Annotated in this window: 20 protein-coding genes; 10 read left to right on the forward strand and 10 right to left on the reverse strand. The window is 50.2% G+C overall.

The features are described 5' to 3' along the window. The first annotated feature begins 596 nt into the window (after positions 1-596). From lepB to NDA02_RS10375, 3 genes are all read left to right on the forward strand, one after another. Positions 597-1,247 (forward strand): signal peptidase I, encoded by a 651-nt coding sequence (gene lepB / locus NDA02_RS10365; protein ID WP_348254925.1) that lies wholly within the window; start codon positions 597-599, stop codon positions 1,245-1,247. Between the two features lie 123 nt (positions 1,248-1,370). Further along, a complete protein-coding gene (psbQ, locus tag NDA02_RS10370; protein ID WP_199296319.1) occupies positions 1,371-1,829 on the forward strand; it encodes a photosystem II protein PsbQ in 459 nt (152 codons plus the stop codon). Between the two features lie 249 nt (positions 1,830-2,078). Then, positions 2,079-3,221, forward strand: a complete 1,143-nt coding sequence (locus tag NDA02_RS10375) for an FAD-dependent oxidoreductase (RefSeq protein WP_190790041.1) — start codon at positions 2,079-2,081, stop codon at positions 3,219-3,221. Here the strand turns inward: NDA02_RS10375 and NDA02_RS10380 are convergent. After that, entirely contained in the window at positions 3,218-3,790 is a 573-nt protein-coding gene (locus NDA02_RS10380) for a peptidoglycan-binding protein (RefSeq protein WP_190790042.1), read from the reverse strand. The two genes, NDA02_RS10375 and NDA02_RS10380, sit on opposite strands and share 4 nt — an antisense overlap. Positions 3,791-4,743: 953 nt before the next feature. On the opposite strand from NDA02_RS10380, the gene NDA02_RS10385 reads away from it, so the two are divergent. The 7 genes from NDA02_RS10385 (at position 4,744) to NDA02_RS10415 (ending at position 13,661) form a co-directional block, all read left to right on the forward strand. Then, positions 4,744-5,214 carry a peptidoglycan-binding protein gene (locus tag NDA02_RS10385; RefSeq protein WP_190791065.1) on the forward strand — a complete coding sequence of 157 codons (471 nt, stop codon included), beginning with the start codon at positions 4,744-4,746 and terminating at the stop codon, positions 5,212-5,214. Between the two features lie 66 nt (positions 5,215-5,280). After that, on the forward strand, positions 5,281-5,793 hold the full coding sequence (locus tag NDA02_RS10390) for a peptidoglycan-binding protein (protein ID WP_190791064.1): 513 nt from the start codon (positions 5,281-5,283) through the stop codon (positions 5,791-5,793). A 172-nt stretch (positions 5,794-5,965) separates the two neighbouring features. Beyond that, positions 5,966-6,634 carry a hypothetical protein gene (locus NDA02_RS10395; RefSeq protein ID WP_199296444.1) on the forward strand — a complete coding sequence of 223 codons (669 nt, stop codon included), beginning with the start codon at positions 5,966-5,968 and terminating at the stop codon, positions 6,632-6,634. A 615-nt stretch (positions 6,635-7,249) separates the two neighbouring features. Continuing rightward, entirely contained in the window at positions 7,250-10,621 is a 3,372-nt protein-coding gene (locus NDA02_RS10400) for a PAS domain S-box protein (RefSeq protein ID WP_348254909.1), read from the forward strand. Beyond that, positions 10,608-11,627 carry a diguanylate cyclase gene (locus NDA02_RS10405; protein WP_242067215.1) on the forward strand — a complete coding sequence of 340 codons (1,020 nt, stop codon included), beginning with the start codon at positions 10,608-10,610 and terminating at the stop codon, positions 11,625-11,627. Before NDA02_RS10400 ends, NDA02_RS10405 begins: the two co-directional genes overlap by 14 nt. Before the next feature lie 240 nt (positions 11,628-11,867). Continuing rightward, positions 11,868-12,674: a phytanoyl-CoA dioxygenase family protein gene (locus tag NDA02_RS10410; RefSeq protein ID WP_190790934.1), complete on the forward strand. Its 807-nt coding sequence runs from the start codon at positions 11,868-11,870 to the stop codon at positions 12,672-12,674. Beyond that, positions 12,675-13,661: a glycoside hydrolase family 43 protein gene (locus NDA02_RS10415; protein ID WP_190790935.1), complete on the forward strand. Its 987-nt coding sequence runs from the start codon at positions 12,675-12,677 to the stop codon at positions 13,659-13,661. It abuts the gene before it with no gap. 17 nt (positions 13,662-13,678) lie between these two features. Here the strand turns inward: NDA02_RS10415 and NDA02_RS10420 are convergent, their stop codons facing one another. The 9 genes from NDA02_RS10420 to NDA02_RS10460 form a co-directional block, all read right to left on the reverse strand. Continuing rightward, positions 13,679-13,972: an MSMEG_0570 family nitrogen starvation response protein gene (locus tag NDA02_RS10420; RefSeq protein WP_348248666.1), complete on the reverse strand. Its 294-nt coding sequence runs from the start codon at positions 13,970-13,972 to the stop codon at positions 13,679-13,681. A 90-nt stretch (positions 13,973-14,062) separates the two neighbouring features. Then, positions 14,063-15,256 (reverse strand): MSMEG_0565 family glycosyltransferase, encoded by a 1,194-nt coding sequence (locus NDA02_RS10425; protein WP_348254912.1) that lies wholly within the window; start codon positions 15,254-15,256, stop codon positions 14,063-14,065. A gap of 23 nt (positions 15,257-15,279) precedes the next feature. Then, positions 15,280-16,251 carry a sll0787 family AIR synthase-like protein gene (locus tag NDA02_RS10430; RefSeq protein WP_348254913.1) on the reverse strand — a complete coding sequence of 324 codons (972 nt, stop codon included), beginning with the start codon at positions 16,249-16,251 and terminating at the stop codon, positions 15,280-15,282. Continuing rightward, positions 16,251-16,796: an MSMEG_0567/Sll0786 family nitrogen starvation N-acetyltransferase gene (locus NDA02_RS10435; RefSeq protein WP_190790161.1), complete on the reverse strand. Its 546-nt coding sequence runs from the start codon at positions 16,794-16,796 to the stop codon at positions 16,251-16,253. The genes NDA02_RS10430 and NDA02_RS10435 overlap by 1 nt, the downstream gene beginning before the upstream one ends. A 64-nt stretch (positions 16,797-16,860) precedes the next feature. Further along, complete coding sequence (locus NDA02_RS10440; protein ID WP_190790160.1) at positions 16,861-17,973, reverse strand: MSMEG_0568 family radical SAM protein; 1,113 nt, start codon at positions 17,971-17,973, stop codon at positions 16,861-16,863. 31 nt (positions 17,974-18,004) lie between these two features. Next, complete coding sequence (locus NDA02_RS10445) at positions 18,005-19,012, reverse strand: Nit6803 family nitrilase (protein WP_190790159.1); 1,008 nt, start codon at positions 19,010-19,012, stop codon at positions 18,005-18,007. A gap of 69 nt (positions 19,013-19,081) precedes the next feature. Next, the gene (locus tag NDA02_RS10450) at positions 19,082-19,564 is read right to left on the reverse strand and encodes an MSMEG_0572/Sll0783 family nitrogen starvation response protein (RefSeq protein WP_190790158.1); all 483 of its coding nucleotides are present in this window, start codon (positions 19,562-19,564) and stop codon (positions 19,082-19,084) included. A 225-nt stretch (positions 19,565-19,789) separates the two neighbouring features. Further along, complete coding sequence (locus NDA02_RS10455; RefSeq protein WP_190790157.1) at positions 19,790-21,067, reverse strand: MSMEG_0569 family flavin-dependent oxidoreductase; 1,278 nt, start codon at positions 21,065-21,067, stop codon at positions 19,790-19,792. A gap of 238 nt (positions 21,068-21,305) precedes the next feature. Beyond that, positions 21,306-22,754, reverse strand: coding sequence for a LuxR C-terminal-related transcriptional regulator (locus NDA02_RS10460; RefSeq protein ID WP_348254915.1), 1,449 nt, complete (start codon positions 22,752-22,754; stop codon positions 21,306-21,308). Positions 22,755-22,948: the final 194 nt, after the last annotated feature.

The raw sequence follows: 22,948 nt of genomic DNA on the forward strand, positions 1-22,948 counted from the left end.
TCATCAGGTTTTGGAAGGCGATCGTGCAGGATGGCGCAGAATGAGTCAGGCTATCCTCCAAGCGAACCTCCAAATAAACCAGCCAGATAAACCAAAAAGCCAAAGCAACTATTCTCACCGATTAGAATGGAAAACATGAAATAACCTTGCATTTTATTAAATTCTCCACTAAGCAGATGCAGGTCTTGGCAGCTTGTGAGCAGAAACCCCTGATACGTCAGTCGTTCACGTAGCTTATAGAGACAATTTGTAGAAGAGGGCTATCAGGTGCATCCCGTCCGGTTGATCCTTTTACAACTTTCATGGACTATGATACTTTTCGTCCGCTTTATGCCATAACTAGGGTTTAGTCTTAACGAAAGTTCAGTCTTAGGCTCCAAGCTTGATTTTCTGCTTGAAACCTCTGCTTTAATATTGTGTTTTTAATATTGTGCTGAATTTCAGGCTGCATTGAACTGCTTTCTGCTCTGCATCGGATCACTTTTATCTCAGCATCCATGTCTCATCCTGATCCTAATCTTCCGCCTCATCTTCATTCCACCTCGCCTGATGATTCGGGTATTAGCCCCGCTTCAGATGCTTCGGAGCCGCTCAAAATGTCGTACAAGTCGAATCGCGCCGTACCGCCTCAAACTGAAAATGCCTGGGTGGAAGCCGCTAAAACGATCGGTCTTAGCTTAGTGTTGGCGTTAGGAATTCGGCATTTTGTCGCAGAGGCACGCTACATTCCCTCCGAATCAATGATTCCGACGCTGGAAGTTAACGATCGCCTGATCGTAGAGAAGATTAGCTACCGCTTTAATCCGCCTGGACGGGAAGACATTATCGTCTTTTGGCCCAACGATCGGCTACGGCAGCAAAACCCGGAACTTAAAGATGCCTTTATTAAGCGTGTGATTGGTTTGCCGGGAGAAAAGGTTGAAGTTAAGAACGGCACGGTTTTTATCAACGACCAGCCCCTCAAAGAAGAATATATTGCCGCAAAACCGGATTATCAGTGGGGTCCAGAAGTGGTGCCGCCAGATTCGTATTTGGTGCTGGGTGATAACCGCAACAACAGCTTTGATAGCCATTTCTGGGGCTATGTACCGCGTGCGAATATTATTGGTCGGGCAGTCTTTCGCTTCTGGCCCCCCAATCGGCTTGGCGATATTGACTCCGCACCGTATTATCAACCGGGGCAGGATCAGCCCTCTCCAAATCAACCTTCCCAAGATCAGCCCTCGGAACAGCCTGTTACCCCCTAGATCTTTCAAGCAAGGATCAAGGCAATGAAGCTTTTTAGCAATCCGGTCGGGAGGCTACTGTCTCGCTGAACCGATCCGCTATAGGATGGATCTGGTTTTAATCTTATTGAATAGAGCGAATCGGTGAGACAAATTCTTATGTTCCGCTATCGGTCATTAATTGCCCTTATTCTGGTTGCGATTACCAGCCTGCTCGTGAGCTGTGGCAACCCAACGCCAACGGCAAAAGCTCCGACTTATACTTCTGATCAAATTGCCCAGATTCAGCAGTACGCCACTCGGCTGCAAACCTTCCGCGATCGAATGCTAGAGCTGCCGCCCCTGGTTCAGCAAAAGCGATGGAACGATGTCGAATCGCTAATTCACGGTCCTCTGGGCGAAATCCGAGCTACGATGCTCCGTTTATCGCGCAATCTGCTGCCTTCTGAGCAGAAACAAGCAGAAGCAGCCGCCAAGGAAACGTTTGAACATCTAATTTTGATTGACGAAGCGGCTCAGGCACAGGACGGGATTAAAGCCTTGCGAAACTACAATGAGCTGTTGAAAGATTTTGACGCTTTTGTAGAGCGGATTCCTTCTTAGGAAGAGACGAGGCGATAGGGAGATGGGGAGCTAAGAGAATAAGATGTCGGGAGTGCAGCAGTGAAAGCAGGAAGAAGAGGCAAGGGTGAGGCGTGAGAACGTGAGCAGCTTTGAAATAAATTTGGAATCAGTAATTCGAGCGTTGCTTAAACTAAAAACTTCCTCAAACCTCCTTTGCCCTTTTGCCCCTGATCTCTTCACCCTTCCCTCATCTCCCTATCCCCTGATCTCCTCATTCTCCGGTAAAAAATGCACATCGCGATCGTTGGCTGTGGCGTGATCGGGGCGATGACTGCCTACGAACTCAGCGGCAATTCAGAATTCAGAATTACGGTGATCGATCGCCAGTTCCCGGTTCAAGGGGCGACGCAAGCTGCGCTGGGTGTGCTGATGGGGGCAATCAGTCAAAAAGTGAAAGGGCGTGCCTGGAATTTGCGGGAGGCCAGCCTGAAGCGATACGAAACGCTGGTTCCTGAATTAGAGGCAGCGACGGGTACAATAATTCCATTCAACCGTAAGGGCATTGTCAAGCTGTGTTTAGCCGATGAGGAGCAGCCTGACTGGGATAGCCTGATTGAAACGCGCCTATCGCAGGGGTGGCGGCTGGAGCGATGGGATTTAACCAAACTGCGGCAGCACTGTCCTCAGGTGACCAGCCCGCGTGTCGTGGGAGCAATTTATTCGCCGGACGATCGCCAGCTCGACCCCAAGACACTTACCCTGATGCTGATTGAAGCAGCTCAGCGGCGCGGCGTTCAGTTTTATTTTGAGACTCAGATTACAGGGTTTGCCTCGGATCAAACTTCATCGGGACTGTGTGCTTGCCACGCGATCGACACTCAGCAGGGCAGATTTGCAGTGGATGCGATCGTCGTCACGGCAGGATTAGGGTCAACGCCTGTTTTGCAGTCTCTCCAGCAGGTTCGATCGCCAGAAGTCGCGGGAGAGAAAGTGGTTGAAGTGCGCCCGGTGCTGGGGCAGGCGGTGCGAATGCGTTTGGCAGAGCCATTGGGAAATCCAAACTTTCAGCCCGTTGTTACCGGAAACGATATCCATTTGGTTCCGTTGGGCGATCGAGAATATTGGGTGGGTGCGACGGTTGAATTTTCCGCAGGTGCGAGTGAAATTTTGCCCGATGCCGATCGCCTGCAAAGGGTGCTAAGCGGGGCGATCGAGTTTTGTCCTGCCCTGGCAGCGGGCGTAACGGTGGAGCAGTGGTCGGGCTTGCGTCCGCGTCCCCATCAGCGTCCTGCTCCGGTGATTGAGCCAATGCCCGGCTACCAGAATGTGATTGTGGCAACCGGGCACTATCGCAATGGAGTTTTGCTGGCTCCGGCAACGGCTCAGAGTGTGCGATCGATGGTTGAAACAATTCGAGCTGTTGCCTCTTAAGGACGATACTCGACCCGTGCAGACAAACGCCGATTGCGAAGCTGATCGACCACCGCTTCAGCTCTTTCTCGATCCTCGTAGCCGCCTGCATTGATGAACGAACCTCTCCTGGAGCTTTGAACAGTTGCTGCTGCCTGCACCTGTCGAGCCGTTGCCAAATTGCTAGGGTCATCACCCGGAATCACTGCCACAAAAGGACCAACGGGCAAGCCGGAAGTGGGCGGCTGAACCGGGATAAAGGGTGGCTGAATGGGAACGAACCCGGAACAGGTTCCCGAAGCAAGGGCATTGTTCGTTTGAGGTCCGGCAATGCCATCCACAATCAGACCGCAACTGCGCTGAAACTGAGTCACGGCACTCACGGTTTCCGGTCCATAAACTCCGTCGACGCTAACGAAAAAGCCTTCTGACCTCAGTGCCTGCTGCAAAGTAAATACTCTTGCACCTTGCTCACCGGGAAACAGGGTGTTGTTAGGTAGCAGGGTTTGGGCGATCGATTGGGAAGAAGCTCCAACTACCGCAGTGAGTACCGCGATCGACAGCAATCCCTGACGTAGAAAGCTTGACATTCGCCGGGGGAGCCTCTTAAATTGCTTCAGTTTAGAAGATACGTTTGGGTCTTGATCAAAGGGAATCGAATGAGTCGTGAATTGCGGTTTCATGGGTTCCTCACTCACTGTTGATACGTGTTGTTGATAAGTAGGGTTGATACGGTCGTTAAGAAGGTGGGTTGAAATAGATTGAGACTCAAGCGAGTCTGGCAAAGGTTCGATCTGATCCATCGAGCCTTGCCTTTTTTCAATCATTTTTCCAGTTGGTTGAACAGAATCCCTATTTCTCAAGTGAAGTAGCGATCGTTTCAACCCTGGCTTAGAGCTTGCTGGAATCCGATCGGAAAAGGACAATTGCGAACCAGAAAAAACGGAAGTCAAGTGCGATTCGGATACCTTCAAGCATTGTTATATATTCTTTATCTTTACTCGAAATTTCGGTTACGACTAGCTGCTAAAGTGGAAGTTTGTGATAGTAAAAAACTTGCTTCTTCTAGATATGGTGTTTAAGTAGCCCTAAATACTGGGTAATTTACTCTACAAGTAGCGTTATTTATTTTTCTAAAAATTTCCTAATTTTGTCCTGACGATCGAGAGCGAAATTTCTAATCTTGCGATCGATTTGGTAGTGAGGCGAAATTGTCAGATTAAACTCTCTAAAAGTCCTATTGCTGAGTCGCCGCGATTGTTGCTGCTTTGCCTAATACCCATTTTGCCTGTCTGGGGGTCAAATCTCCTGGGCGTGAAATCAGAGCGGTTTGCACAAGTTAGAGACTCTTTTCAGAAGAAAGCCTTTTGCGAATCTCCTCAAACAAAGCAATCTATCCCCTACCATCCTTTGGCCCTTAAATAAGCACCCGCAAGGGTACTCTTGATTTCCCGGAATCTGTTTGTTTTACCTTGTTGCATTGTTGTGGAACAGCGACCGATTCAAACGTAATCCACTTCAACAATCACAAAGGTCATTCAAAATGAATACGATTTCCACTCAATATCCAACGCTGCAAATGGGTGCTCAAGGTGCGGCTGTAAAAACCCTTCAGCAGTTGCTTAATCAGCGAGTCAGCCGTGATTATATGGTTTCTGTAGACGGCATTTTTGGAGCGAAAACTGAGTCAGCCGTTAAAGCTTTTCAATATAGCAAGCTGCTTCGCAAGGATGGAATTGTTGGACCAAAAACCTGGCAAGCTCTGCAAACCAATATGCCTCCTGCAATGCCTGTAATTCGCCGGAGCAGCAAAGGTGAAGCGGTTGCGATCGCCCAAGTGCTGCTGAAGGAAGCCGGAATCTATAAAGGTGTAGTTGACAGCAACTTTGGACCTCAAACCGAAGTGGCAGTCCGGGCATTTCAAACGGCTCAGAGCCTCATCGTTGATGGCGTGATCGGCAACAAAACCTGGGCAGCCTTCAGTGGTCTTGCTGCTTATCTTGCCTTTGACTAATGCCAATTCATGCCTCATTTTTTATCTGAATCAACACCACCCAATTTGAATTAAAGGAATCTCATCATGACAACACTTCGCAGCACCGTTCTCCTTAAAAAAGGCTCTCAAGGCTCTGGTGTAAAACAGCTTCAGGCAATGCTGAATGTTTGGCTTGAAAGCAGCGAAATTTTTCCAGGGGCACTCCTAGTCGAAGACGGCATCTTTGGTTTGGCGACAGAAGGGATTATTAAATTTTTTCAGTGCCGTCATTTTCTGGAAATGGATGGCATTGTGGGCACTCAGATGATGGCATGCTTAAATCAGGGTGTATCCGGCTTGCCACTCCTGAAGCAGGGCAGCACGGGGGCGATCGTTCGCCGACTGCAACAGGTTCTGACGCTCTATGGCATCAACCTCGGTTCTGTAGATGGCATTTATGGCACAAAAACGCGGGCAGCCGTGACCCACTTCCAGAATGACCACCATATTTTTGACGTAAACGGTCATGCAACGGGTGAAGTCAACCTCAACACCTGGCGAAAATTGGCAGAAGAGCCTGTTGGCATGGCGTGCGGTCCACTTCGATCGTTTTCGTAATGTAAATTTCGTGTTGGGAATTGTGGCGTAATTTGATGGAATTTTCGTTCTTCCATCGGTCACCTGGGTTTATTGATCAAGTCTGCCTTTCAGGTTTACGGAACGTTCTGCTAATTTTTTTAGTCAGTACAAACCTAATTTATTCCCTCTTGCAAAAATCAGCATAAAAACAATGAGTTCTAGCATCAATACCCGCATCGGTTACATTGCCACCGTTCGTACTCAGGGAGATACGCTGCGCGTTCGATCGACTCCTAACGGTGAAATTGTGGATTATCTTTCCAATGGTTCTCTGACCTATACCACAGGAGAAGCGATCGCCGCCGCAGGACGCACCTGGGTTTCCTTGGGGGCAAAGCAGTGGGTTGCGTCTGATTTTCTGGTTCCCGCTCCTAATGCAAACGGCAAGGCAAAAGTAATCGCCATGCGGACATCAACGACCATGAGCGGCGGCTTAAGAATTTATCAGACTCATCTAGTTGACGGCAAAAATCAAATTATCAAAACGGTGCGTGCGGTTTCTGGTCGCGCCAATAAGCAAACTCCCTCTGATACGGCTGGCTCTCAAGCTCCGTTGCCCTTTGGTGTTTACACCTTTGATAAACCGGGAAGCGTTGAGTTTGCGCCCGGCGAGTTTGGTGGGGTGTGGTCTGCAGTGACTCCGACCTTTCAGACTCAGCGATCGGGCTTAGGAATTCATTATGATCCTTCGGCACTGAAGCAGGATGCTAACACGGGAACCGCAGGCTGTTTTGCAACGCCTACAATTGAAGAACGAGAAACCATGTCTCAATTTATTCGGACTTACAAACCCACTCATTTTGTTGTGTTTGAGGGGTAATAGGGCAATCTAAAACTTTGACCCAGGGCTTTCATCTCTCACGCATGACTTTTGCTCAGGACTCTCACTCAAGGCTTTTGCTGCGGTAATTTCTCTGCGGTTAAACTCTCTATTTAGCTTTGCGATCGCACTCTTTATACCAGGCTGCGATCGTTTTGCTTTTTGCTGACTTTGCGCGTCGATCGTTACTGTTTTTGACAGCGATCGATCGGCTCAGTATGGATAGCAAAAACTTCGCTAATAACTCACAACTAACGACTAATGGCTCCTAACCAATAACCGATGAATCAATCACTCGTGGCGATCGCATCCGGCATTCATATCATTCGGCCTCTGGATATTGGTGTTTCCCACTCAATACCTGCAATTTTTAAGACTTGTAATTTTTTAAGACTTGTATTTTAAAACTTGTAATAGATAGAGATGCTCCAGGAATCTGAATGGCAGGAGGATCAGGTTTGGGAATATTCAGGGCAGAACGCTGAGCTGAATTATCAGTTTTTGTCCAGCCCACAATTCTGCGGTTGCTCATTCATGCTAAATACGGTCAAAGCGATTTCTAACTCTAGGTTATTCCTTCCTCATAAAAATTCTTGTTTCTGGAAAACAGGACTGATGGAACTGCACGTTGCTGCCGATGTCCTGATTGTCCTGGCTTACTTCCTGATCTCGATCGCCCTTTTTTACTTTGTTCGGCAGCGAAAAGATTTGCCTTTCAAACAGATATTCCTTCTGTTTGGGGCGTTTATTATCTTGTCTGGCACGACTCACTTTCTGGGAGTATGGACGCTGTGGCATCCGGCTTACTGGCTTTCTGGTTGCGTTAAGGCAATCGCGGCATTAGTTTCGGTACTGACTGCGATCGAACTTGTTTTCTTGATGCCGAAAGTGCTTGCCTTGCCCAGCCCCGCTAAACTTCAGCAGTTAAACGTAGAGCTACAGATTTCTCAGGCTCGATTTGCAGGCATTCTTGAGATTGCCAGCGATGCCATTATTTCGATCGATGCGAATCAGCGAATTACGCTGTTTAATCGAGCAGCCGAAAAGCTGTTTGGCTACACAGCAGCCGAAGCGTTAGGGCAACCACTGGATCTGCTGCTTCCCGATCGATTTGTAGCTTCGCACCATCAGCACATTAGCAGCTTTGAGAAACAAAATGGCACGACCCGATGCATAGGCGAACGCAGCGATATTTTGGGTCGTCGCAAAGATGGCAGTGAGTTTCCAGCAGAGGCTTCAATCTCTCAGTTAGAAGTGGCAGGAGAACAGGTTTTTACGGCATTTTTGCGCGACATTACCGCTGCCAAGCACCTCGAAGCGAGTCGCCTCCAATCCGAAGCAGAGTTACGAGAGAGTGAAGAACGCTGGAGATATGCGATCGAAGGCAATGGGGATGGACTTTGGGATTGGAACGCGCAAACCGATAAAGTCTTCTTTTCACGTCAATGGAAAATCATGCTGGGTTTCGCTGAGAACGAAATCGGCAACGATTTGAGTGAGTGGAACAGGCGATTGCACCCCGATGATAAGGCACAGGTATATGCTGCCTTTGAGAAGTATTTTTCGGGTGAAGTGCCGCAATACAGCAGCGAATATCGCGTTTTGTGCAAAGACGGTTCCTATAAATGGATTCTCGCTCGCGGCATGGTGATGAGCCGAGATCAGGCAGGAAAGCCGCTGCGAGTGATGGGAACCTACACCGATATTGGTGAACGAAAGCGAATTGAAGTTGCGCTCAAAGAAAGCGAACAATTTTTGCAGGACATTATTAATTCTGCGGCTGAAGCGATCTGGGTGGTTGAGCAATTAGAGGATGGAGGATATCAGCTCATTAGTATGAATCCATCGATCGAGACAGCCACGGGTATCCCGTCGCATCAATGGATAGGCAAACGAATCGATGAACTGTGGGACAGCAAAATAGCCGCCCAAATCTACTCTCGCTACCGTAAATGTATTCAGCAGAACGCAACCATTACCTATGAAGAAGAACTGCCCTTTGCGGATCGTCCTCGCTGGTTTTTGACTACCCTAACGCCCCTGCACAACCGAGGTTCAGGCCTACGGCTACTAGGAACCAGCATGGATATTAGCGATCGCAAACTGGCAGAAGTGGAACAAAAAGCACAGCAAGCTTTCCTGCGACAAGTCATTGATGCCGTTCCCAATAACATCTTTGTTAAAAACCGGGGAGGACGCATTTTAATTGTGAATCAGGCATCCGCAGATATCCACGGAACCACCGTTGAAGCGATGCTGGGCAAACGAGAAACCGACTTCAATCCCAATTTTTCAGTAGAACAGCTCAAAGAAATCCTGGCGGTGAATCATCAGGTGATGCAAACTCGGCAACCCTACACTTATCTTTCGCAGTCGATCGTGAATGCGAGGGGTGAAGCTTGCTGGCATCAAACGGTCATTAATCCTTTGGTAAATGTACACGGACGGGTGATAGGAATTGTGGGAGCTACCACAGATGTCACTGCCCGTAAACTCACTGAGCAAGCTCTGCAACAGGCAAAAGAAGCCGCAGAAGCCGCAAACAAAGCCAAGAGTGTCTTTCTGGCAAACATGAGCCACGAGCTGCGGACTCCACTCAATGTGATTTTGGGTTTTGCTCAGGTGATGTCTTTTGATGAGCGTCTCACCGCAGAACAACGCGAAAACCTGGGGCTAATTCGGCGGAGCGGCGATCATTTACTCAGTTTGATTAATGATGTTCTAGATTTGTCAAAAATTGAAGCTGGACACATCACGCTTAACGAAGACAGCGTTGACTTAATTGATTTACTGCAATCCCTCAAGGAAATGCTTCGCCAGCGGGCAGAAACGAAAGGATTGGGGCTGTACCTTGAACTCGCTTCAAACTTGCCTCGATATGGGACGATCGACGCAAACAAGCTGCGGCAAGTGCTGATCAATCTCTTGGGAAATGCGATCAAGTTCACAACGCAGGGTCATGTGACCTTACGAGTCACCGTTAAGGAGCGCAGAAATGACTCCCATCTGTCGATTGCTTCGCAGTTCCCCAACGAGGTAATTGTGCTTCAGTTTGAAGTCGTTGATATAGGCATTGGCATTGCTGATGATGATCTAGAGCAAATTTTCAGTGCTTTTGTGCAGACGCAAGCCGGAAGGACTTCGCCCGATGGAACAGGATTAGGATTGACCATCAGCCGCAAGTTTGTACAAATTATGGGCGGAGAGATCACCGTGCAAAGCACTGTGGGACAGGGCAGCACGTTTGTCTTTTCGCTTCCTGTTACTGTAGCGCGATCGGCTGATGTGCCAGTAGCGGCTTTCACAGGTCGCGTGAGCCGATTAGCTCCCAATCAACCTGTGTACCGTATCCTTGTGGTTGATGACCAACCAGAAAACCGAATATTGCTAGTCAGGATACTTACTCAGATTGGGTTAGAAGTTCGAGAAGCTTCTAATGGACAAGAAGCTGTGGCTCAGTGGCAGCAATGGCATCCCCACTTAATCTATATGGACGTCCGAATGCCGCTACTCAACGGCTACGAAGCAACTCAGCAAATCCGCGCTACCCCAGGCGGTGAAGTTCCAGTGATTATTGCGCTGACGGCTCAGGCATCCAGAGGCGATCGCACCTTAGCTTTAGCTGCGGGTTGTAATGATTATTTGACAAAGCCATTTCAGGAAGAGGCGCTATTTCGCAAAATGGCAGAATATTTGGGAGTGAAATATGTTTATGCAAACAGTGAAGTAGCCGCATCGGGTGAGGAATTGCTCAATCCTTCTATCAATTTGCAGGCGTCTGACCTGCTAGCGATGCCACCTATATGGATTACAGCCCTTCGTCAAGCAGCCCGCCTCTGCGACGACAGCGCAATAGAGCAGCTCATTCAACAAATTCCGGCGGAACAGGAATTTCTAATTCAGGGATTGCGTCAGCTGGCGCAAAACTACAGCTTTAAACAAATTGTTGTTTTAACTTCGCCAGAAACTTCAAATGACCATGCTTAGAGTACGCACATCGGAAGAAAGCAATACGACTCAAGTCAGGACTCACCCTGCCACGCTCCTGATTGTGGATGACCATCTTGATAATGTGCGTTCTCTTGCCCTGTTACTGAGTGAATCAGGATATTCTGTCAGGAAAGCTACGAGTGGCGAAATGGCACTGGAAACGATCGGGGTTGCTCCTCCTGATTTAGTGCTTTTAGATATCCGTATGTCGGAAATGAACGGCTACGAAGTGTGTGAACGACTCAAAGCCAATTCCGCAACCGACAGCATTCCAGTCATTTTCTTGAGCGCTTCAAACGATACAGAGGATAAAGTTCGTGCCTTTGCCGTAGGTGGGGCCGACTATGTGACTAAACCGTTTCAAGCCGAAGAAGTATTAGCGCGAGTTCAGCATCAAATTACGATCCTGCGGCAACGGCAGTTGCTCGTTGAGCAAAATCATCAACTGCGACAAACTGAAGCTGCCCTCCAGCAGGTCAACCTGGAACTGAAACGCATTGCCAACATCGACAGTCTCACCCAGATTGCCAATCGCCGCTGCTTTGATGAAATGCTTGACCAAGAGTGGAAACGGCTCAGACGCGAACAGCAGCCTCTGGCACTGGTTCTTTGCGATATTGATCATTTCAAACTTTATAACGATCGCTATGGGCATCTCGCAGGGGATGCCTGTCTACAGCAGGTCGCAAAGGTAATTTCTGATTGTATTAAGCGTCCTGCGGATATCGCTGCTCGCTACGGCGGCGAAGAGTTTGCCGTGATCTTGCCTAATACGAGTGAAGAGGGAGCGGTCAAAGTTGTGAATGCTATTCAAGATAGCCTGCAACGTTTACAGATTCCTCATGCGGCTTCGGCGATCGCTCACTATGTAACGCTGAGTGCCGGGGTTGTATGCTCGACTCCGTCGCGCAATTTATCAACCCAAAAGCTCATTGCAGAAGCGGATGCTGCACTGTATCAGGCAAAACAAAGGCGCAATACCTGGTCACTATCCGTTATCTGAACCTTTTTTGTCGGCTCAGTTTTTTTAATCAGAGAAATTGAGTTTTTTGAAAAATTTGGTAATATTGCGGCGGCCTGCCTCTACCGTTGGGCAGAATAGGAATTGTAGAGAGGGCTACATTTTGCTCTGTTAGAAGACTAGAGTTAGAGAGCTGAAGTTAGCCCAACCATTCTCCTCAAAAACGCTTCCGATTCCTTTATTTCTTCTAATATCTCTTCCAGAGTAAGGCGGGCAATTAAGATGGTTCAAAGTATTAATCCTGTAAGCTTGAGCGCGATCGAGATCGATCGACTGGCAGAAGACCTGAATCGAGACGGAGTTTGCGTTATTCGCGGATTGTTCGATCGAAGCTTGATTGAAACCTGGGCAGCGGCGTTTGATGCGCTATTTCAAGAGCGGCAGCAGCGAGTGGACGGGTTAGCTCCCCGAGGAAAATCGCGCTGGTACACGACATTGCCTTGGGTGGCTCCCTTTGCTGACCCTAAGGTATTCGCCAATCCGACGATTTTGGGTGTACTCAACCGCGTGTTTTTTCAGGAATACAGGCTGGTTCAGCTTGCGGCAGACATTCCCTTTCAAGGAGCAGAGTATCAGGACATTCACCGCGATTTTAATCCGCTGTTTACTGATCAAATCGTCACGCCCCTTTATGCCCTGGCAGTCAATTTTCCCCTGGTGGAAGTGACGGCAGAAAATGGTCCGTTTGAGATGGCGCGGGGTACGCACCGGATGTCGCGGGAAGAGGGACTGGTCAAGGTGCGGGCGGGCGAAATTCCAATGGAGCAATTTTATATGCAGCCCGGTGATGTGATGATTCGATCGCCCTTGGCTCTGCACCGGGGCACACCCAACATCACGCCGCAGCCGCGTCCGCTGATTGTCATGGGCTATGTGATGCACTGGCTTCACACCCACAAGGTAGATTTAACGCTGCAAACGGATTACTACAATAGTCTTTCACCTGAGCTTCGGCAGTTGCTCCGCTGTCAAACGGTCGAAAAGCTGCCCGCTCAGGCAACCGAGACTTATGTGAAATTCGAGTATTAAATGGCAGCGCAAACTTACACAAATCCCGTTTATCCTGATTATTTTGCTGATCCGTTTGTTTGGCAGCATCAGGGGGTCTACTACGCAATCGGCACGGGTCCGGCAGAAGCGGCAGGGCAGGTGGAGGACCGTCATCAACGACGCGTTTTTCCCCTGCTGCGATCGCATGACTTGATTCGCTGGGAGTTTGCCGGAAATGCGTTGCAGCGTCCAGACCCAGCACTGGGGGATAATTTCTGGGCCCCGGAAGTTGCATACTGCGATGGCACGTTTTACCTGTATTACTCAGTGGGGCATGAGGACAAACGCCATCAGTTGCGCGTAGCGACCAGTTCTAACCCGCTGGGTCCATATCAGGATGCAGGTCAGCCGCTAGTTGATCCAGAAGCCTGTGCATTTGCGATCGATCCCAGCCCGTTTCAGGACGATGATGGGCAATGGTATTTGTTCTACGCTCAAGATTTTCTGGATACAGAAGATGGTGTTCGGGCGGGAACTGCTCTGGTTGTCGATCGCCTGATCAGCATGACTCAATTGGCTGGGGAAGCAAAGGTAGTGCTGCGTGCCCGTCAGGACTGGCAGCGATTTTTAGCCGATCGCCCGATGTATGGCGGCATTTATGATTGGCACACGCTGGAAGGCCCGTGCGTTCGTAAATACGGCGGTCAATACTACTGCTTTTACAGCGGTGGACGGTGGGAAACAGACAGCTACGGAGTCGATTATGGCGTTGCCGAGCAGGTGATGGGGCCCTACTCGGATGTGGGCAATGCGGCAGGACCGCGAGTGCTGCGATCGGTTCCGGGGTCGGTGCTGGGTCCAGGTCATAACTCGATCGCCGTCAGCCCAGACGGTCAGGCAGAATACATTGTCTACCATGCCTGGGATACGAAGATGGAAGCGCGTCGGATGTGTATTGATCTGCTGCACTGGACGCCGGACGGTCCGCGCTGTCAAGGTCCGACCTGGACTCCCCAAAGCCTTTAAACCGATTGCCCTCCTTCTTACTCCAGAAACCGAATCACCCGCACCTGGAGATCTGGCTGTTCGGTCTGCTGATAATGAGCCGCCTGCTGCTCGATCTGCTGAAGTTGTCGCAGTGCTAGACTGCAGGGCATTCCATATTTTGCCTGCACCCGATCGCTGGCAATTTTTAGAGCGGTGCGCGATCGTTCGACAAACTCCTCCAGGCGGTAAGATTGGGCAGGAATAAAGTAGTCTTTGACGATCAGCGAAGGCGAGTAGCAAACTTCATGAGTGCCATCGGGCCACTGGACTTCAAAGCGAATTTCAGGCATGGGAGTTTCCTTATCAGGTTTCAACGTTCCGCAGCATTGGGGAATTTAGGGGGCAGTGTAAAATCTCTGTTGCTGCTCAAACATTTTCAATCAATTAAAACTAGCAGAACGCATGATTGAACTCAGTAACGCTTGATAATGATCTAAGTGCATCATCGCAGATGTTTTCCAGAAATAGGTCTCAACCACCGATCGGCTATTTTGCCTCAGAGCCTGAGAAACATCGGGCTGAATACTTTTAAGCATTGCTTGAGCGATCGAGGCTGGATGATCAGGAGCGGCGAAAAGAGTTTGCTGAGAATTGAGAAATTCAGTGAAGGGGGCATGATCGGAAACGATCGTCGGTAAGCCGCTTGCTAACGCTTCGAGAACGACAAGTCCCCAACCTTCTTTGACAGACGGAAAGACAAACGCATCAGCACAGCGATAAAGGCAGGGAAGATGCTCGTCTGCAATTACACCCGGCAGTAGAATCGATCGATCGAGTTCAAGCTCCAGTTCGTGAACCAGTGCGAAAAACTCGTCTCGGTAGGACTGGTAATCAAATAACGTTGCGCCGCCTGCAATCACAAGCTGTGCTTTGGGAAGCGATTTCTGAACCCGGGCAAAGGCTTTAACGAGTTGCAGCGTATTCTTGCGTGGTTCAATGCCGCCGACTGTCAGGAATACCGGATGTCCGGTGATTTGAAGCTGTTGCTTAAGCTGAAGATCCTGAGCCGAGGATACCGGGGTGAATCGATCGCAGTTTACGCCGTTGATCACTCTGGGCGCGTGAATTCCATACTGCTGGAGAAGCTGCTGCTGCCAGTAATCGCTCACGCAAAAACACAAATCCGGTTCACGAATCGATCGTTCCTGGCAATGCTGAAGATAAGGACTGTTGTAATCTTCGATATGGTGAACGGTACGCACAAACGAATGCACAAACCCACGTTGACGTAACGCTGCTAAGGCATTTGCGCTAATGCAATCCTGAGCATGAAAAATGTCGTAATTCTCAGACTGAAGATGATGCTCCAGGAAATCAACAAACTCCTGAATCCGCTGCTGAATCAGGCGATCGATCTCCGGCGGGGCGGTTCCTGCTGGAACAGGCTGATAGCGGCAAGCCAGCGATCGAGGCGATGCAGTTCCTCCTACAAAGTAATCAAAACCCCGCCCGTCTTTATCCAGCGCATACACGCAAAGCTGATGCCCTTGCTGATGCAGTGCTTCTGCCAGTTCGAGCGTGTGAATCACGCTGCCTCTGGGCTTAGTGGAATAGGTGAACAGGGCAATTCGCATTGTGGATCGGGCAGGAACGTGGATCAAGCAGGAACAGCAGGGGTGAAACCTGTAAGCGGCTGCTTCTGCAAATTCCAGAAACAGATGGAATCTTGCTGCAATCGAAGCACCAGCTCGGACGTGCAGTTCACTTCGCCAATCGGTTCACAGATGAGCTGACGATCGCGAAACATTGCCTGAACCGTTGCGACATGATCAGAATCAATGCTCAACAGAAAGCCGTAGCTGGGAAACGCCGTTAGCCATTGATCGAGCGAGACACCTGCTGGGCAGGGAATGGCGTCCAGGTTCAGAACTGCCCCACAAGCGGAAGTTTCGAGCAGCATGAGGGTTGTGCCAATCACGCCGCCCATACTAATGTCCTTTCCGGCACGGCAAAGCCTTTTCTCTGCCAGATCGGGCAACAGAGCCAGATCTTCCTGCAAGCGCACTGGATCAGCCTTGGTCGCGGCATTCCAGAAGGCAAATTCAGGGTGCATCTGCCCGTCGAAATTGACTGCCATTAAAAGCTGCTGACCGGGCTGAGCATCAAAGCTTGTCATCAGACGTTCTGCCCGTCCTAAAATCGAGACAGAAAGCGCATTATAAGGACTATGGCAGTTGGTGTGTCCGCCCACGATCGGCACATCATATGCTTGAGCAGCTGCCTGCATTCCTGCCCAGATTTGCTGCGATTGTTCAACCGACTGGCTCCAGAGCGCATCGACCAAGGCGATCGGCCGACCCCCCATCGCATAGATATCGCTCACGTTGACCATCACCGCAGACCAGCCTGCAAACCAGGGGTCCTGCTCGACAAAAAATGGCATCATTCCCTCGCTTGCCAGCAGCAAATAAGCTTCCCCATCGGGAATCGCGGCGCAGTCATCGCCCAGCAGCACCTCTGCATCAAGCCAGTTAGGGGTTTGACGCAGAAAGTGGGCGGCAGTCTGAATATCTTGCTTGTGCAAAACGCCGATCGATTCTTGCAGCTTGGTAACGAGGGTAGACAGCATCAGGACGCTTCTCTTGCTTGAAAGGGGAGGACGGGACGGGGTTCGATTGCCGAGGAAAACTGCGAAGCAACCGTAGGAGGATAATAATTCAAATCCGCCTGCATCAGGTGATGGGGACGATCGCAAATTGTAATTTCTTCCAAGGATTCCCAGTGAAGCCGCTGGAAAAACCGCACGTTTTGAAGCTGAACCGTCGCCAGAAATCGCTCGCAACCCCAGGTGTTGGCTGTTGTGACTGCCTTGTGAATTAATCCTTTGCCGATCTGCCAGCCTTTGCGATAGTTGCAGTGTGTTCCCAGTCGTCCGCCGTACCAGAAGCCAGGTTGGGTTTCATAGATTCGCACCACCCCGACGATCGGATTCCGTTCATTTTCCAAGCCTTCCTGCAAATGCACAGCCACGATCGGATAGGCAGTCTGATCGATTTCATCCAGGTCGCTGTCCTGAAAAAGCCGCTGTTCGTCTACAAAAATCGAATGGCGCAGGGCAAAATAGGCTGCAATTTCATCAGGCGTTGTTGCAAGCTTGAACTGATATCGATTCATATTTGCTGAACCTGAGTGATGCGTGATTTCGGGAAAACTTCAAACTCTTTAAGAGAAGGTACGTCTAAACCTCATACGTCGAAAGCGCAGAACAAGCCCCACACTTCGCACACCCCGCCTTCATCTCTGCCGAGCGCAGCCCGGATTGCTTCAGCATTGCGCCGACTCGCTCGTAAAGCGTCTGCATAAATTCACTTTGAGGAGCCGGATGATTTGCCAGAGGCGTTCCCGTAATTGGTACAAAAGGCACAACAAAGGGATAAACGCCGATCTGAATCAATCGATCGCACATCTCCAAAAGTGTCTCTAAGCTATCTCCCAAACCTGCTAGTAAATAAGTGCTAACCTGTCCCCAGCCAAATACCTGAACCGCTGTCCCAAACGCATCAAAATAATGGGCTAAAGGCACAGATGCTTTTCCCGGCATAATTCGCGATCGAATCTCTGGATCAGCGGCTTCCAGGTGCATTCCTAAATTTTCAACGCCTGCATTTTTGAGGCGATCGAACCAGGCAAAATCGTCGGGCGGCTCGCACTGGGCCTGGATCGGTAAGTTTACCCTGGCTTTGATGGCTCTGGCGCATTCAGTCAGGTAGGCTGCGCCGCGATCGGGCGTATTGGGCGTTCCAGTGGTCATTACCATTTGCTTGATACCGTCTAGCCGCACGGCTGCTTCTGCGACCTCTGCAAGCTGCGCTGGCGTTTTGCGAGCGATCGTTCTGCCTGCTTCGAGCGATTGCCCGATCGCACAAAATTGACAGGACGTTGCAGCATCGCTGTAGCGCATACAAGTTTGTAGCACGGTAGTTGCTAGCACATCTCGACTGTGAAGCAGCGCAATCTTCCAGTAGGGAATGCCCTCTGCCGTGGTCAGACCATAGAACTGGGGCTGTTGCGGAAATTGAATCGGAGCGATCGGTTCTCCCTGACGTTCTAACAGCATTTCGGCTACTTTGCCGTTTTCCGTCAGGGCAATTGTGCCATCCACTCTCACGCTGTAGGGTGACTGTGCTGCCGGACTGTTGAAGATCGGAACCATTACCGTTGTGCCATCCACCGTCACAGCTTTATGATCCGACGGGCCTGCCCCACCCTGACGACCCGATGCACCCACATCCGAATCGACTAGCTTCAGACCATAGGACTGAAGTTCAGTAATCAGCGTTTGCTTATTCATAGTGAGAATGATGAGTGAATGATCGGGCAAATCAGGTGTCGATTGCTAAAGGCGTTTCGGATGATGCCCAAGAAGACGGGAAAACTGATTGAGAAGATGAATCAGAAGATACTGCGTTTAACATTGTCCTTGCCTCAGGATTCATCTGCAATTGCAGCAAATCAGGACGGGCATAGTGACCGACCGAATCCATCATGCGCTTGCGCTTGGTGATCAGCGAGAAGTCGAGATCGGCAACGATCATGCCCTCGCCTTCGGTAATGGGCGGACAGAGATGATTGCCTTCGGGACCAATAATGGCAGTATTACAGCCGCCGCTCAGCACCCGCTGAAGCTTTTCATCAGTGGTAATTTGTCCGACCTGTTCCGGCGAGAGCCAACCTGTTGAATTAATCACAAAACAGCCTGACTCCAGCGCATGATGGCGAATCGTAACCTCAATCTGATCAGTAAAAATCTGCCCTACCAGGGAACCAGGAAACTGGGCGCAGTGAATCTGCTCATGCTGTGTCATCAGCGCGAAGCGAGCCAGGGGATTGTAATGCTCCCAACAGGCAAGCGCGCCAATCCGCCCTACCGCAGAATCGATCGCCTTCAGCCCTGATCCATCTCCCTGCCCCCAAACCATGCGCTCGTGATAAGTCGGCGTGATCTTGCGTCGCTTAAGCAGCAGGGTTCCATCTGCATCGAAAATGAGCTGTGTGTTATAGAGGGAGCCATGATCGCGCTCATTCACACCTAGCACCACAACCATGCCATAGGAACGCGCCGCACGGCTTACGGCATCGGTGACAGGTCCGGGAACGGTTACAGCTTCTTCGTAGAGCCGCATGTGTTCCTTGCCCATTAGAACCGGGGGCTGCACAAACGAGAAGTAGGGATAGTAGGGAATGAACGTTTCTGGGAAAACGACAATCTGTGCCCCTTCTTTTGCAGCCTGGGCGATCGACTGCAACACTTTCTCAGTTGTACCATCCCGGTTAAACAGCACCGGACTGATCTGGACTGCTGCGGCGCGAACCGTGCGTGAGTAATCCATAGAATCACAAATTGCGGATGCAAACGGTGGGGAAATTTAGCCCAGTTTGTCCTGAATCCGAACTGGAGATTAAACCGTCCAGGTATCGAGGATAAAAGCGTTGTCTTTGCGGTGCATCAAAATGATGTCTAATACATCAAGCGGATTAATCGGGCGAATGCCGGGAATCAGTGAGGGTTCGCCGTGTCCGTACAGGGCTTGCAGCGCAAAACGGCAGGCATAGACTTTACCCCCTTCTGCCATGAACTTGCTGAGCTGATCGTTGAAATTTTGGTGTCCGGGGAAAGCAGAATCGCCCAACTTCGGGAAGCCGCGCTGCACACCGAGGGTCACGCCCGGACCATAAAGCAGCACCGATGTTTCAAAGCCTTTTCGCAGCAGACGAGTTGCTTGCAGCAGATTCACGAACCCGATCGATCCTTCAAAGGCGACAGTGTGAAATGTTACCAGTGCTTTCTCACCCGGTTCTGCTTTGACATCAGGAAATACTTTCTCTTCATAATCGACAAAGAAATCACCAACTTGATGGGCGGGGGCTGTTACTTCAGGCATACCATTTTCCTTTGTGGATTGGTTTGTGAATTGGATCGACGTGTTGTCAGATTACGAGGTTGCTCACACAATATTTTGTATCTTTAATTACAGAGCGTCAAGATTTGGCGATAGGGTCAGGTGCGCGATCGAGGGTGGGGGAAGAATGCTGCGATCGGGGGTTAGAACCTGTTTAAATCGATAGGTCATTGAGATTGTGCGATTAAAACGAACTCTGTCTCCCCTCTACGAACCCAACAAAAACTCATTCACCACGCTCCAATCCTGCGCCACGACCACTCGTTTACGAGCCACCATATAGTCCGCTAAATACGTCGCATCTCGCGCAATTCCTGAAAATCGCCCAGAGCCCCAGGTATAAAGCCAGGGCAGCCCCAGAAAATACAGTCCCCAAACGCCAGTCACGCCGCGATCGTGTCCCGGATAGCCCTTTCCATCAAACACAGGCACTTCGATCCAGCTAAAGTCCGACTGATATCCTGTACACCAGATTATCGTGCGGATATTTTCTTGCTCGTAGTCGATCGCCAATGAATTCTCGATGGGTTCCCAAACCGGATGATAGGGAGGCTCGATCGGCGCATCGATTTGATTCTTTTCGATAAACGTATCAATTGTTTTTTTGATGCTTTCGGCGACGGCATCTGCCTGATCCAGATTGTGTTTCAGGTCGTTTTGAAACTGGAGCTGGGTTCCTTCAGCTGCTTTCAATTTACCGTGCAGTTTCATGCCTTCTCGCGCAAACTGGCGCAGGTCAATCTCGCGTCCGCCGTCTCTGCCTGTCACATAATGATTGGCTTTTGCCCGCACTTTCTCTTTTTGCGGATGCTGATCGATCGGCAAATCGTAATAACCCATTTGATCAAGCCAATCTACTACATCTTTGCCGCGATATCGACGAGGCGATCGAGGCGCACCGCCCACGCACAAATGCACCTGTCTCCCTGCAAGATGCAGATCCTCTGCAATTTGACAGCCCGATTGTCCAGTGCCCACCACCAGCACCGCTCCATCCGGCAAAGATTCGGAATTTCTGTACTCAGAAGAATGGATCTGATGCAGCGCAGGCAGACATTCGGCAAGACGCGGAATGCGAGGTACATGGTAGCCGCCGATCGCTACAACGACCTGATCTGCCGTAAAGTCTCCGATCGAAGTTGTGACTTCAAACTGTTGCGCTTCATTTCTGCAAAGTTTTAGCACTTCTACGCCTTCTTTGAGAGGTGGTTCAAATGAGGCGGCATAGCGTTCGATGTAGCACACAATTTCTTCTTTTTGCATGAAGCCCTGCGGGTCATTGCCGGGATAGGGAAAACCGGGAAGCTGGCACTGCCAGTTCGGAGTGACCAGGCAAAAACTGTCCCATCGCTTTTCGCGCCATGCGTAGCCAATCTGGTTTTTCTCAAAAACGATGTGGTCAATGCCGCGTTCTTTCAGGCAATAGCTCATCGACAGACCCGCCTGTCCGCCGCCGACAATAATAGCTGAGTAGTGATTGCTCATAGCTGCTGAGGTGAAATGGGTGATGGGGAAATGAATACAGCGTTTACAGTCTATTGATAAACAAAGGGATGGGAGGGCGAAGTTCCACACCGGGAAACCTCTGCATCCCATTTAAGTCCTTGAAGAAGTTGCTGTAGATAAACTTACTGTCAGCCTAGATTTTTTATCTATGAAGTCTTTGTATTCTCAGATACGAAATTCCCAAGTCTATTGATATTGGTAGGTGCAGCTCGACAAACTAAATCCAGCCCTGCTCGATCGCTTTATAAACTGCCTGATAACGAGTCTTGGCTTTGAGCTTGGTAAGAACGTTGTTGAGATGAAATTTGACGGTGCTTTCGCTAATAACAAGCTGATCGGCAATATCTCGATCGCGGTGCCCCTGAGTCAGGAGCCGTAGGATTTCCAGTTCTCGATCGGACAAGGCAACTGCTGGAATCCCCCAAGTCTGTCCCTGCATAACGGCTTCAACCGCCTGCCGAAACTGCTCTGGCTGAAGAGAAAAATCAACCCTTGCCCGGATGTCGGGGGGATGCGATCGCGATCCGCGGACCCAAATTACTTTTCGAGTGGGGGAAATTGCCTGAATCTCATCGGTGAGGAGTGGCGCGTCCTGATCATCGCACAGTGTTAAACCTGCGGTGGTTGCCAGATGGGTGAATGCCAGTTGCAGCACAGGCGACGTACACAGCACTTGCAGTTTCAGCTCCGAGCGCGCCTGAGCATAAGGAATATTTAACGTAATTTGGGTGGCACGCTGATCGGAGGTAGGCTGGGTTTGCAGAATACCGCCCAACCCGGTAACGAGGGGATGAATTTCGGCAAGGGCGATCGAAATCGAGATCTCAGGATCGGTGCCAGGGTCGGCGGGCACAGTAGGAATAGGAACAGGAATAGGAACGGTTGCTTCGCAGTTTCCTGAAGGGGTAATCGCTTCCAGGGCAACGGTGGTGTCACTGTAGATCAAACGAGCATAGGTACAGCCCAGATGGCTCAAAACCTCAGCCGTTTTTAACACTAGATAACTTCTGGAAGTGGATAGGGGCTGCTCGGTTCCCAGCAGCGTTAATCGGGAGTTTTTGAGGATTTCGGCTAGCTGATCAGACAGGGCAAGCGGACGCATCGGCTGAGCTGCTAACTGCCAGCGTTGCTTCTCCTTCTGGTACTGAATTGCAGTATCTAAGGCTATCGTCACGATCGTGCAGAGGGTTTGCAGCACTTCCAGAAATTCGGGTTCGAGTGGGTGATGACTGAACATTGCCAGCACCCCGATCACTCGATTGCCGATCGCGAGCGGATATCCAGCAAAGCCGCGAATTTGATTAGCAACCGCCCATTCCCGATTACCGACCCACGGCTCCGCAGGTAAATTGTTGCTCAGGAAGGACACTCGGTTTTGCGCGATCTTGCCAACTTTGTAGGCTCCCATTGGAACTCGCCCAAAAAAGCCATCGGTGCGCGTGTACATTCCTGCTGATGCCACCAGTCGCAGCATGGTTTGATCGGGTTCCAGCAACCAGATTCGTGCAAAGGCACAGCGAAACCGATCGACTAATCCCTGAGCCACACAACAGGCGATCGGCTCTGGCTCCAGGCATCCAGAAAAGGACTGAGCAATTTCGTTGGCTTGCTGCAAGTCCAACAGAACTCGTGTGGAGTCCAGCAGACCGCCTGATAGGCTTGCCATAGTGTGAAAAGCAAGTAGTGAACCCATCATCTCCCATTGAGGCGCAGTTTCCCGTCTACCTCTGTATCCGCGATCACAGAATGCCTGCTTCTGGCCGAAAACAATTCGCCCGTCTTTAGAGAGGTGATTCAGCCGCTCACCCATGCCTACGATGAAAGCTGCACTAGATCGCCAGGGAGCAACGATGCAAACTC

The organism is Leptolyngbya sp. ST-U4 (genome assembly GCF_039962215.1).
Taxonomy (GTDB): domain Bacteria; phylum Cyanobacteriota; class Cyanobacteriia; order Elainellales; family Elainellaceae; genus Leptolyngbya_A.

Coding starts and splice junctions, on each gene's coding strand:
- NDA02_RS10405 (WP_242067215.1), top strand. CDS start 10,608: ATGACCATGCTTAGAGTACGCACATCGGAAGAAAGCAATACGACTCAA.
- NDA02_RS10460 (WP_348254915.1), bottom strand. CDS start 22,754: ATGGCAAGCCTATCAGGCGGTCTGCTGGACTCCACACGAGTTCTGTTG.
- NDA02_RS10435 (WP_190790161.1), bottom strand. CDS start 16,796: ATGAATCGATATCAGTTCAAGCTTGCAACAACGCCTGATGAAATTGCA.
- NDA02_RS10375 (WP_190790041.1), top strand. CDS start 2,079: ATGCACATCGCGATCGTTGGCTGTGGCGTGATCGGGGCGATGACTGCC.
- NDA02_RS10390 (WP_190791064.1), top strand. CDS start 5,281: ATGACAACACTTCGCAGCACCGTTCTCCTTAAAAAAGGCTCTCAAGGC.
- NDA02_RS10380 (WP_190790042.1), bottom strand. CDS start 3,790: ATGTCAAGCTTTCTACGTCAGGGATTGCTGTCGATCGCGGTACTCACT.
- NDA02_RS10440 (WP_190790160.1), bottom strand. CDS start 17,973: ATGAATAAGCAAACGCTGATTACTGAACTTCAGTCCTATGGTCTGAAG.
- lepB (WP_348254925.1), top strand. CDS start 597: ATGTCGTACAAGTCGAATCGCGCCGTACCGCCTCAAACTGAAAATGCC.
- NDA02_RS10385 (WP_190791065.1), top strand. CDS start 4,744: ATGAATACGATTTCCACTCAATATCCAACGCTGCAAATGGGTGCTCAA.
- NDA02_RS10410 (WP_190790934.1), top strand. CDS start 11,868: ATGGTTCAAAGTATTAATCCTGTAAGCTTGAGCGCGATCGAGATCGAT.
- NDA02_RS10425 (WP_348254912.1), bottom strand. CDS start 15,256: ATGCGAATTGCCCTGTTCACCTATTCCACTAAGCCCAGAGGCAGCGTG.
- NDA02_RS10420 (WP_348248666.1), bottom strand. CDS start 13,972: ATGCCTGAAATTCGCTTTGAAGTCCAGTGGCCCGATGGCACTCATGAA.
- NDA02_RS10400 (WP_348254909.1), top strand. CDS start 7,250: ATGGAACTGCACGTTGCTGCCGATGTCCTGATTGTCCTGGCTTACTTC.
- NDA02_RS10415 (WP_190790935.1), top strand. CDS start 12,675: ATGGCAGCGCAAACTTACACAAATCCCGTTTATCCTGATTATTTTGCT.
- NDA02_RS10395 (WP_199296444.1), top strand. CDS start 5,966: ATGAGTTCTAGCATCAATACCCGCATCGGTTACATTGCCACCGTTCGT.
- NDA02_RS10455 (WP_190790157.1), bottom strand. CDS start 21,067: ATGAGCAATCACTACTCAGCTATTATTGTCGGCGGCGGACAGGCGGGT.
- NDA02_RS10445 (WP_190790159.1), bottom strand. CDS start 19,012: ATGGATTACTCACGCACGGTTCGCGCCGCAGCAGTCCAGATCAGTCCG.
- NDA02_RS10430 (WP_348254913.1), bottom strand. CDS start 16,251: ATGCTGTCTACCCTCGTTACCAAGCTGCAAGAATCGATCGGCGTTTTG.
- NDA02_RS10450 (WP_190790158.1), bottom strand. CDS start 19,564: ATGCCTGAAGTAACAGCCCCCGCCCATCAAGTTGGTGATTTCTTTGTC.